Genomic DNA, 12,024 nt, shown 5'->3' on the forward strand with positions numbered 1-12,024 from the left:
ATTATCTACCGTCCTTTCCAAAGGCTAATATTACAGACATAAGTACACCGACAACTACAAGATAAACACCCAAATCAAATATAGCTGCCGTATGTAATTCAACCTCTCCAATTAAGAGAAAATGAATATGAGTGAAGTGGTGTTTAAAGAAATTTTTTCCTACAAGCATACCAGAAATGGCAGTTCCTATGGAAAATATTAAACCACTGGCTGTAATATAAATATAGTTTATAGGCAGGGTAGATGTAACCTTGTCTATGCCGTATGTAAACATAGCTAGACCTAAAGCCATTGTGCAAAGTAACCCGCCAACAAAACCTCCACCTGGAGAAAAATGCCCTCCGAAATATAAATAAAGCGAAAGTAAAAAGATAAATATTGAAGTTATGGTCGATAAACTTTTTAAAATTAAATCATTAGTTTTCATCTTTATTACCTCCTTTTTTTATAATTTTAAACATAGAGTAAATTATTAGGGCAACCATGCTCATAACGGTAATTTCAAATAAAGTATCAAAACCACGGAAGTCAACTATAATAACATTAACTATATTTCCTCCACCAGAAGGAATTACATTTTCGCTATAAAATGGACTAATTACTGATGGATTTTTATAAGCATAAGAAACAAGACCTACGATTATAAAACTAATAGCTGACAAGATAGCTATTACTGCATTTGTTAGTTTGAATTTTGTTTTTTCAATATGTTTAGTTTTATTAGTTAGAACAATAAAAGCAATCAAGAATATAATTGTTGATATTGATTCTATTACAAATTGTGTCATTGCAAGGTCAGGAGCCCTAAATGTTACATAAAGAGCTGTCATCATAAATCCTATTCCTGATGAAGTCATAATTAAAACTAATCTGTTAGTCATAAAAGATAAGAAGATACAGCATATAACAATACCGATAGATATAATGATATTTATTAAATTTACTTCAGAAAAATTATTAATAGCAAGAGGTTTACCTAAAATGAAGTAACCTATTATTACAGTAGCAGATAGAGATATAAAGATATAAGTCATACTTCTTCTTATTTTATTTGTTATAAATAAATCATGTAATTCTTTTGTTAAACTATGTAATTTTTCGCCACAAATATCATATAATTTTTGAATATTTATAATAACAGGACTGTAATTATAAATAGAATTTTTATTAGCGAATTTTATATATATTAAACTTCCTACAAGAATAATTATTATTGATGTTATTAATTCTTTAGTTACAAAACTTTCGTGATTAATATGAGTAATATAATTTTTTGTTACAACAGCTGATTTTTGAGCTGGAATAACTATTACATCTTTGTAAAAATTATTTGCTAAAGTCATTAATGCTAGTATTGCAGGTGCTATAACAATTCCTTTATTAACAATATGTAATTTGTGTTTTCCTAAAACTTCAGGATTAAATTCATTTAAAAATGGTTTGAATACCAATATCATGGAGTAGATGAATGTACCTATAGCAGCCAAAATAGTCATTATTATAACAATAAGATAATAGATATTAGTATCTAATAAATTATAAACTGTTGTTAATAAAAATTCTTTAGAGTAGAAACCACTAAATGGTGGTACTCCAGCCATAGACATTGCAGCTAATATACTAATTACAAAACTTGCAGGTAGAATTTTTCTCATTCCTCTGATAAGAGATATATCGCGAGAATGAAGAGTGTGGTCAATAATTCCCGTAACCATAAACAAGCTGGCTTTAAAAACAGCGTGATTTATTATATGGAAGCAAACAGTATAAAATGCAAATGTATATATAGTATGATTATTGTTATATAAACCTAGATTTCCAATACCAATCATCAGTGTCATCATTCCTAGTTGGCTTATAGTAGAGTAGGCTAATATGGCTTTTAAATCTTTTAAGAATACTGCATTAATTGAACCTATTAGCATTGTAATGACACCAAATATTATAAGGGTATTAGCAAATATAGGAGTGAATGAAAATACAATACCAATACGTAATAAAAGATATATTCCAGCTTTAACCATAGTTGCAGAATGCAGATAACTACTTATAGGTGTAGGTGCAACCATAGCGTCTGGTAACCATATATGGAATGGAAACTGTGCTGACTTTGTAAAAGTACCGATAAGAATTAAAATCATTGCAATATATATTAGACTACCAAATTCATTATTTTGACTGTAATTTATTATTTCACTTATTTTAAAACTTCCAGTAATATTTTCTAATATGAATATTCCTAGTAGCATTAGTACTCCACCGAATACAGTTATGATAAGAGATTTTAAGGCTCCGCTTCTTGAACGTTCATTTTCATACCAATAACTAATTAATAGGAATGATGAAACAGAAGTTAATTCCCAAAACATATACATACTAAGTAAATTATCGGATAAAACTATTCCTAACATAGCTGACATAAACAACATAAGGAAAATATAAAATTTATGCAGTTTAGGGTCTAGCCTTTCCATGTAGTATGCAGAATAAAGTATCACTAATGTACCAATACCAGTAATAAGAAGTACGAATAATAAAGATAACCCATCTAGTCTAAGATTTAAGTCTAAACCAATGTTTGAAGCAAGAGAAAAATGATTTGTAAAAATTTCTCCATTATAAATACTTCTTATTTTTGATGAAAAGTATAAAAACAAACTTAGTGGTACTAAGAGTAAGAAAAATCCTAAGTGTATGCTTTTAATATTTTTCTTTATTAAAGGCACTAAAAAAATTGCAAGTAAAGGTAATAAGATACTTACTTGTAACATTAAACAACCCTCTTTCTTTAAAATATTTATAATTAATATTATATAACATTTTGCATAACATTGAAAATGAAAATGTTACATGGATTCAAAATGGTAATTTTAATTTAGAAATTATTTTCTATAATTCATAAAATATTTTCTAAAATAAAAAATTTTTTTATAATATTTTAAATATACTTTTATGTATAGAATCAAGGTTTTATTGATTTTTACAGCTTACTGGTGTATAATATTTTAAATTAAACTAAATAATTAGGAGTTTTACAATGAAAAAAGTAAGAGTTAGATATGCTCCATCACCGACAGGTAATTTGCATATAGGTAATGCAAGAACAGCTTTATTCAATTATCTTTTTGCAAAACGTTATGACGGAGATTTTATTTTAAGAATTGAAGATACTGATTTTAAACGTAATAAAGAAGAGGGAGAAAGAAGTCAGCTGCAATATATGAAGTGGTTGGGTCTTGAATATGATGAGGGACTTCATAAGGAAAAAGATTGTGGATCTTATCGCCAATCTGAACGTTTAGAAATATATAAAGAGTATGCAGAAAAATTAATCTCAGAAAATAAGGCCTATAAATGCTACATGACTGCTGAAGAATTGGAAGCCGAACGAGAAGAACAAAAAGCTAAGGGCTTGCCACCTAGATATAGTGGTAAACATGCCAACTTAACAAAAGAAGAGCAAGAGGCTTTTGAAAAAGAGGGAAGAAAACCATCAATTCGTATTCGTGTTCCTCAAGATAGAACATACAGCTGGGAAGATATGGTAAAAGGAGAATTATCTTTTGAGGGTAAAGATTTTGGAGATTTCGTTATTTTAAAAAATGACGGAGTTGCAACTTATAATTTTTGCGTTGCAATAGACGACCACTTAATGAACATATCACACGTATTAAGAGGAGATGACCATGTTTCTAATACTCCAAAACAATTAGTAGTTTATGAAGCTTTAGGTTTTGAAGCTCCAAAATTTGGACACATGACACTTATTGTTAATGAGAACAAGAAAAAATTATCAAAACGTGATGAAAGTATTATTCAATTTATTGAACAATACGATTCACTTGGTTACTTACCAGAAGCAATATTCAATTTTATAGCCTTATTAGGTTGGTCTCCAGAAGGAGAGGAAGAAATTTTCACTCGTGATGAATTTGCTAAAATTTTTGACGAAAAACGTCTAAGCAAATCTCCTGCATTTTTTGATAATCAAAAATTAACGTGGATTAATAATCAATATATTAAAAAACAACCCCTAGAAAGAATATTAAATCTTGCTTTGCCATTCTTAGTTAAAGAAGGAATAGTAACCCAAGAAGAAATTGAAACAAATAAAGAATGGTTTGAAAAATTAATAAGTTTATATCAACCACAAATGAGTTACGGAGCAGAAATAGTTAAATTAACATCGCTATTCTTTAAAAAAGAACTTGAATTTGCTAATGAAGAAAGTGAAATATTAGCCCTAGATACAAATTCAAAAGTTTTTGAAGCATTGCTAGAAAAAATTTCTTCAATGTCAGAATTTACAGCAGAAAATATAAAAAATGCAATCAAAGAAATTCAAAAAGAAACAGGTATAAAAGGTAAAAACTTATTTATGCCAATTCGTGTTGCTACTACTGGACAAATGCACGGGCCAGAATTAAATTTAAGTTTAGAGTTGCTAGGAAAATATAGAGTAGTAGAAAGAATACAAAAAATATTAAATAAGTAATAAAAAATAATATTTAAATATAAGGAGATTAATTATGATAATAACAACAACTAATAATGTTCCAGGTATGTAAATAATAAAATATAAGGGACTTGTTACTGGATCAGTATTAGCTGGTATAAATTTCATAAAAGATATAGGGGCTGGTTTTAGAAATTTCTTTAGAGGGAGAAGTGCCGGATACGACGAAGAACTTAAATCTAACGCTAGTAAATTAGGAACTAATGCAGTCATTGGTTTATCTATAAACTTTGAAAGCCTAGGAACTAATGGCGATATGATTCTTGTTGTCGCTACTGATACAGCGGTAGAAGTAAGATAGTAATAAAATTTGATATAAGTAAAATAGATGGTTTAAATAAAAGTGTCTATTTTTTATAACTTTTAGTAAAGTTATATTATAAGTAATAAATTTTTACTTTGAATATTTTACATATAATTTGCTAATTAGAAAAAATAATTGCTAAATATATATCTAAGTGTTATAATATTATGATGTTAAGAAGTTAATTTATTAACCGAGAGGAAATTATATATGGCATTTTTAAATAAAGTTTTCGATGCTAATAAAAGAGAATTAAAAAGTCTTGAAAAATTGGCAAAGAAAGTAATTGCTAAAGAAGATGAATATGCTTCTTTAACAGAAGAGGAATTAAAAAATAAAACAATAGAATTTAGAGATTATATTTCACAACAAAAAGAAAAAGGTGTTTCTAGTTCGGACATATTAGATGATATACTAGTAGATGCTTTTGCCGCTGCAAGAGAAGGAGCTTTTCGTTCATTATGTATGAAACCTTACAAGGTACAGATTATGGGGGGGATCGCTCTTCATAAGGGAGATATAGCAGAAATGCGTACAGGAGAAGGTAAAACTTTGACTGCAACTATGCCAGTTTATCTAAATGCCCTATACGGCGAAGGTGTTCACGTAATCACTGTAAACGAATATTTATCACAACGTGATAAAGAAGAAATGGGTGTTTTCTATGAATATATGGGGCTAACTGTTGGACTAAATTTAAACTCCCTATCTCCATCGGAAAAAAGAGAAGCATATAATTGCGATATTACTTATTCTACAAACAACGAACTTGGATTTGATTATTTGAGGGATAATATGGTTAGAAATGTTGAATCGAGAGTGCAAAGACCTCTAAATTATGCAGTAATTGACGAGGTAGATTCTGTACTTATTGATGAAGCAAGAACACCACTTATAATATCTGGAGAAGGTCAAGAATCTACATCTTTATATCAAGTAGCTAACGCATTTGTTAGAACTTTAAAGATGGCTAAAGAAGAAGATGGTAGCGATGGGGATTATACACTAGATATTAAAACTAAAGCTATTCAACTATCTGAAAGAGGTATTGATAAGGCTGAACAATATTTTGGATTAAAAAATCTTTATGATTTAAAAAATGTTGACTTAACTCATCATATAAATCAAGCTCTAAAAGCAAATTATACAATGAGTCTTGATGTTGACTATGTTGTTTATGATGGAGAAATTTTAATTGTTGACTCATTCACTGGAAGAACTATGCCAGGACGACGCTTTTCGGAAGGCTTACATCAAGCCATAGAAGCTAAAGAAAATGTTGAAATCCAAAAAGAAAGCAAAACTATGGCAACAATAACTTTCCAAAATTATTTCAGAATGTATAAAAAATTATCTGGAATGACAGGTACTGCCAAAACAGAGGAAGAAGAATTTAGAAATATATATAATATGTTTGTAACTACTATTCCTACAAATAAACCTGTAATTCGTATTGACGCACCAGATTTAGTATATTCTAGTATGGAGTCTAAATATAGAGCGATAGTTCGTGATGTGAAAGAAAGATATTTTGCAGGGCAACCTGTCTTATTAGGTACAGTAGCCATAGAAACAAGTGAATTGCTATCTAATTTACTTTATAAATCTGGAGTTCCCCACAAGGTCTTAAATGCCAAACAAAATGAGAGTGAAGCAGAAATAATTAAAATGGCAGGACAAAAAGGTTCAATTACTATTGCAACCAACATGGCAGGTCGTGGTACAGATATAAAACTTGGTGAGGGTGTAAGAGAATTAGGTGGATTAGCCGTTATAGGTACTGAAAGACACGAATCGCGCCGTATTGATAATCAGTTAAGAGGACGTTCAGGACGTCAAGGAGACCCAGGTTATTCAAGATTTTATCTTTCTTTAGAAGATGAACTTATGCTTCGTTTTGGAGCGGATAGACTTAAAAAATTAATGGATATGAATGACGATACTCCATTAGAAAGTCGCATGATAAGTAGATCTGTTGAAAGTGCCCAAAAACGTGTTGAAGGAAATAACTTTGATGCTAGAAAACAAGTTCTTCAATATGACGATGTTTTAAGAAAACAACGTGAAATAATGTATGGAGAACGTAATGAAGTTTTAGAATTAGAAAAAGTTTCTGAAATAATAGCTAGCATGGTAGACAATGCTGTAAACAAAACTATTGATTACTCCTTAAATTTAGAGTTTGTAGATGAAGATATTGATATAAGAGATATCGTGAAATTACTTAATGAAAAATATTTATTAGATAATCCTATTAATATTGATAATTACACAGAAGCTAGTGATAAAGAAGAAATAGCAGAATTAGCCCTCGTAAATATTAAAAAAGAACTTGCTGAAAAACGTGAATTACTTACTGATAAAACAATGGATAATTTTGAAAAATATATACTTTTAAATTCTATTGACCAGCATTGGACAGACCATATTGACCAGATGGACCAGTTGAGAAAAGGTATCTTCTTGCGTTCTTATGGGCAAATAGACCCTCTTAGAGAGTATCGTAATGAAGGTCATATCATGTTTGAAAATATGATTGCTGAAATTGAAGATAGTGTTACTACAAATCTACTGCGTATAAAAGTAGAAAGACACGAAGAAATAGAACTGAAAAACGAAGAGAAAGTTCTTATTACAAATGACAGTAAGGAACATATAGCAAGAGGTCCTATAAAAAGTTCAAGTAGAGAAGAAAAAAAGAAAAGAAAAGAAGAAAGATTAAATAGAATAAAAGAATTAAAAGAAAAGAAAAAGGTAATAGGTAAGTAAAATTATATAAAAATACTAGATTTTATATTTATTTAATGATATAATATTTGTCGTTGTATGAAAAAGTTGTAAGACATATATTAAAAATAGGAGGCTATATTAATGCGCGTAAATGTAACATTAGCTTGTACAGAATGTGGTGATAGAAACTACATTACTAAAAAAAATAAAAGAAATAATCCAGACCGTATTGAACTTAAGAAATACTGTCCTAGATTAAAAAAAGTAACTCTACACAGAGAAACTAAATAATATTTTTTAAACCCTTGATACATCAACGTTTCAAGGGTTGTTTTTAGAATGTATACGAAATATATAAGGAACTGTTGTTAAAAGTTTCAATGGTTAGCAAATTTGTTGGCTAATTTATTTCTTTGTTTTTTGTTAAGTGGGCGTATATTCCCATTGTAGTTTTTAAATCGTTATACCCTAATCTGTTTTGTAAGTCTTAAATGTTTGCACCACTTTCGAATAATAAAGAACAACAGGTATGTCTAAAACCATGTATTTTTATTAATTTTAAGTTGTGTTTTTGCATATATTTTTAATTTTGTGATTTAAGTACATTAGACCTATGAAGTTGTCATTTTTATCTGTAAACTATAATTTAGAGCTTGTTGTTTTTTGGTAGTATTTTAACATTTGTACAGTTTTAGTGTCTATGGTAATTTTTCTTTTTGCTTTTTTGATTATTGAGGATTGAATTTTTATTTTATAGTATATATTTAGTGAGAGATTTTTATTTATGGTTATAAGAGTATTATTTAAGTTAACGTCATCCTAAGTTAATGCTAGTAATTCTTATTTACTAATTCCTATAAAGGCAAGTAGTCTAAATATTACTAATGTTTTTAATGAGTAATTTTTTCAACTTTTTTTAATAAAAGTCTTAATTCTTCTTTAATTATAGTATAATTCGTCTTCTTGTTCAGTTTTTTAATTTTAGGAAGCATAACGTCGTTCATTGGATTTTTATAAATTAAATTAAATTTAATTTTATTGCATTTATGAATATTTTTGTTCTCTACATTTTCATTTTTTAGTAGGGCAAGACTATATTTTTCAGAATGTGTACTTATCAATTTTTGACAATGTGAATCTGTTATTTTTGTTAGTTTAATTTTATTAAATCACTCTAACAATAGTTTGAAAATGTGCATTTTAATGAAAAGTGTATTTTCTTTTATATTATGTTTGTACCCTTCAAACCAGTCATTATATACTTCTGAAAATAACTGGTATTTATTAGTTAATATACCTAGTTCTTTTCTTTAGGTTTGCATTTTAGCAATATATAGTTTGGCATCTTTTTTTAAAAAAATCTTGCTTTGTTTTTTCATATTCTTTGATATTCATAAAAACACGCTCCTTTGTAAATTTGGATTATTAAGAAGCGTATAGTATAATATTAGCTGTTGAGACTAGTGTATTTTACTATACGCTATTTCTCCCTTGCTTTTGGCTAAGTAGGGGAGTTTTTTTATTTGTTTATTTTATTCTACAGGGACTTCAAATGTAGCTTTTTGTCGCTTTTTATTGCTGTCGTATTTGTCGAACATAACTTTAATTGTTTTACTTTCAGTAGATAATCCAAAAGCTTTTTGTGCACCCTCCATAATAGCACCTTCAGGTGTAGGTTTTACATAGTTAAGATTAATTATTGGGTATATTTTAGATACTTTTTTACCGCCATCAACGACCTGATATGGTGTAAAAAATAAATCTTGGAATTCTCCTTTATACCCTAGATTTTCATATGTATAAGTAATAACAACTACTTGTGCTGGTTCATCTTTATAAAATTGATTTCTTTCTGTAGTAGTGGTTACACTATCAATTTTTAATTTCCATTGACCATCGACTACCCAGTATTCATTTAATCCATAAATTTTGTCTTTTACTTCTTTTTTGTTTGTTGAATTTGTTGAACTAGATTTTGAGTTAGAAGTTGAAGACTCTTTAGTTGTAGATTTTTTTTCTGTATTGTTAGAACATCCACCTACAATAACCACACTAGATAATAATGCTGTTAATAAAATTTTTGATTTTTTCATAATTATAATCCTTTAAATTTAATTTTTTAGCGGTTTAAAAACCATATTGGATAGCTACAAATAGCTATCTAAAATTATATTTTTATAATTTTTCTTAAATACAAAAATACTGCATATATATTTTCATATATCACAGTATTTGCACACTTGAAAGCCGTAGCTTTTTCAAATGCTAATTTCCTATGTATATAATTTTAATAGTTTTGTTTATAAAAAGTAAAAAATTATTGACTATTGGGCAGCAATAATGTAAAATTAATTTAGGTGGTATTGGTAATTCTTAAGAAATGGCGTACATTTATTCGTAAGTTGCCTGTTTTGGTAACCCATTCTTAAGTTGATACTATCCTATTTATCCAAATAAACTAGAATTACATTTAGCTCGTGGAAAATAATCCATATGCTGAATGTTTTTTATTTTTAGTTTATTGAATATTTTAATGGCTTTTTCTTGATTTGAATTATTATCTTTTCCTTTTATTAATCTATAAATAAAATTTGAAAATATATCGGCTATTTGTATTAATATATTGTTTTGTGATTCAAAATATTCTACTTTTACATATTCTTTTACTTTGTTATCTTCTATACAAAATTTAATTTCTAGATAGTCTTGTAAGGACTTTAAATTTTTAATAGCTACATTTCTATTATCTAAATTCAAATTTAATATGTTGCAAGTTGAAAATGAATTTTTTAGTAATAAGAAGTTTATGTAGTTGAATGTTATTGATGGATTTGTTGTTAATCTGTCATAGGCATTGTGATTATCAAATATCATAAAGTAAAATGTAATGTCTGTCTTTTTTATTAGTTCTTCAAATAAAAATATTTTAAAATCAATATTCATTTCAGAGCCTTTTATTTCATTTTTTATGTTGAAATTTAGGTCTGGATTATTTTTTAAATATTTTTGTTTTGCTTTTTTAAATATTCTTTTAGTGTGTTCAGGTTCATTTGTAGATATTCCAGCAAAAATAAAATATTTATTATTTATGTTTTTGCTTTTTGTTATTGAACCTGATTCGTCAAAATAAAATTTTTTCACATTGTATAACCTTTTTCTATTATTTTCTTATCCCTAAAACTTCGCTCTTAGTTCTACGACTTTGCCTAGTATGGTTACTGGTTTTGTTTGGATTTCTTCTAGGGTGTAAAACATGGGGGCGTATGCAGGGTTGGTTGATATCTGTATATTGGTTTTTTAGTTTTTTGCAGGTTGTGTTATCGTAGGTTACTATTATTATGACGGTGTGGTCTGTCTGAGCATCAGGTTGTTTTCTTACTATTACGCCGCCGTTGCCCATTTTTAGCTATATGGAGTTGTCTTTTATTTGTGGGTCGAAGTATTCTCCACTTCTTTCCATTTCCTGGATTATTTCTTCATAGTCTATTATGTCTTATATCGCTGTGATTGGTATACCTGATTCTACTTATACTAAGACGGGGATTTTTACTCCTTGTTTTTTTTATTTGCTAATCTGCTTCTACTAAATCTACTTTTGATATTACAAACTAATTAGTCATTATCTCTATTTGATCTATTCTAGAATAAGTTTTAGCTTTAAACTAATCTAACACTATAGTGTATTAAAATTAAGTTTATTTGAAAATTCAGTAGTGTTTAAATCATTTTTCCCATATAATACTTTGTATTTCTAGCCATTATTTCTTTATTTACAAGATTAATCATTTTATCACTTCCTTAATTATTATACTTATATATTATTATAAAAAACTAAAAAAGTTAAGAAAAAATAAAAAAGTACATACAAGAACAATATAATATTGTATAATATTATTATCAAGCTAGAAAGGAGGGTTAAAGGCTTGAAAAAGTGAGATGAAAAAGAAAAACTCAAGATATTTGATGAATACCTTGAGCTAATACTTTCAATTATAACAAAGCTTTTAAAGCTAACTGTCATAATAAGAATTATAATTGAAATAATATTTGGTTAAAAGGTGGGGGCGAAAGCTCCACCTAACCAAATTTTAACACTTTTTCAAGAAATAGTCAATATGGATAAGGAAACGGTAAAATTAATTTTAAAAATTGTGTGGAAAACGCTTGAGATTATAGCTTTAGTCTATTTTATTTACTGGATTTTGACGCATTAGTAATAAGTAAATTTTATAAATAGGAGGTGAAGATTTTGGAAAAATTAACGTTAAAGATGCTAAGGGTTAAGTTTAATTTGTCGCAAGATGAAGTGGCTGGGCGTTTGAATATATCCGCTGCGACTTGGAGCAAGTGGGAAAGAGCTATTAATTTCCCTAGTGTACCAGATATTAAAAAAATAGAAAAACTTTTTAATATCACTTATGCTGATATTGATTTTAAAATATAAATTAGCCTTAGTTTATTTTTTTACTGATTA

11 protein-coding genes are annotated in these 12,024 nt (G+C 28.0%); 5 read left to right on the top strand and 6 right to left on the bottom strand.

Going from position 1 to position 12,024, the window contains the following annotated elements; genetic code table 11:
* Position 1: 1 nt before the first annotated feature.
* Together KMP11_RS02705 and mbhE are read right to left on the bottom strand one after the other, a co-directional pair.
* Positions 2 to 427: an MnhB domain-containing protein gene (locus KMP11_RS02705; RefSeq protein WP_215756371.1), complete on the bottom strand. Its 426-nt coding sequence runs from the start codon at positions 425 to 427 to the stop codon at positions 2 to 4.
* On the bottom strand, positions 417 to 2,771 hold the full coding sequence (gene mbhE, locus KMP11_RS02710; protein ID WP_216280036.1) for a hydrogen gas-evolving membrane-bound hydrogenase subunit E: 2,355 nt from the start codon (positions 2,769 to 2,771) through the stop codon (positions 417 to 419). Before mbhE ends, KMP11_RS02705 begins: the two co-directional genes overlap by 11 nt.
* Before the next feature lie 266 nt (positions 2,772 to 3,037).
* Between mbhE and gltX the strand changes: the two genes are divergently transcribed.
* From gltX to rpmG, 4 genes are all read left to right on the top strand, one after another.
* Positions 3,038 to 4,495 (top strand): glutamate--tRNA ligase, encoded by a 1,458-nt coding sequence (gltX, locus tag KMP11_RS02715; protein ID WP_215756373.1) that lies wholly within the window; start codon positions 3,038 to 3,040, stop codon positions 4,493 to 4,495.
* A 73-nt stretch (positions 4,496 to 4,568) separates the two neighbouring features.
* Positions 4,569 to 4,817, top strand: a complete 249-nt coding sequence (locus KMP11_RS02720; RefSeq protein ID WP_253195977.1) for a heavy metal-binding domain-containing protein — start codon at positions 4,569 to 4,571, stop codon at positions 4,815 to 4,817.
* Positions 4,818 to 5,030: 213 nt separating this feature from the next.
* On the top strand, positions 5,031 to 7,589 hold the full coding sequence (secA, locus tag KMP11_RS02725) for a preprotein translocase subunit SecA (RefSeq protein ID WP_215756374.1): 2,559 nt from the start codon (positions 5,031 to 5,033) through the stop codon (positions 7,587 to 7,589).
* 102 nt (positions 7,590 to 7,691) lie between these two features.
* On the top strand, positions 7,692 to 7,841 hold the full coding sequence (gene rpmG / locus KMP11_RS02730; RefSeq protein ID WP_003145675.1) for a 50S ribosomal protein L33: 150 nt from the start codon (positions 7,692 to 7,694) through the stop codon (positions 7,839 to 7,841).
* Between the two features lie 599 nt (positions 7,842 to 8,440).
* On the opposite strand, the gene KMP11_RS02735 is transcribed toward rpmG, so the two are convergent.
* From KMP11_RS02735 to KMP11_RS02750, 4 genes are all read right to left on the bottom strand, one after another.
* A complete protein-coding gene (locus KMP11_RS02735) occupies positions 8,441 to 8,671 on the bottom strand; it encodes a hypothetical protein (RefSeq protein ID WP_215756375.1) in 231 nt (76 codons plus the stop codon).
* Positions 8,672 to 8,719: 48 nt separating this feature from the next.
* Positions 8,720 to 8,845, bottom strand: coding sequence for a tyrosine-type recombinase/integrase (locus KMP11_RS07925; protein ID WP_215756382.1), 126 nt, complete (start codon positions 8,843 to 8,845; stop codon positions 8,720 to 8,722).
* 237 nt (positions 8,846 to 9,082) lie between these two features.
* On the bottom strand, positions 9,083 to 9,643 hold the full coding sequence (locus KMP11_RS02745) for a cell wall-binding protein (RefSeq protein WP_215756376.1): 561 nt from the start codon (positions 9,641 to 9,643) through the stop codon (positions 9,083 to 9,085).
* 352 nt (positions 9,644 to 9,995) lie between these two features.
* A complete protein-coding gene (locus KMP11_RS02750; RefSeq protein WP_215756377.1) occupies positions 9,996 to 10,691 on the bottom strand; it encodes a DUF3800 domain-containing protein in 696 nt (231 codons plus the stop codon).
* A gap of 1,108 nt (positions 10,692 to 11,799) precedes the next feature.
* Between KMP11_RS02750 and KMP11_RS02755 the strand changes: the two genes are divergently transcribed.
* Entirely contained in the window at positions 11,800 to 11,994 is a 195-nt protein-coding gene (locus tag KMP11_RS02755; protein WP_216279631.1) for a helix-turn-helix domain-containing protein, read from the top strand.
* Positions 11,995 to 12,024 lie beyond the last annotated feature (30 nt).

Origin of the sequence: Gemella sp. zg-570 (assembly GCF_018866345.1) — a bacterium.
Taxonomy (GTDB): Bacteria; Bacillota; Bacilli; order Staphylococcales; family Gemellaceae; genus Gemelliphila.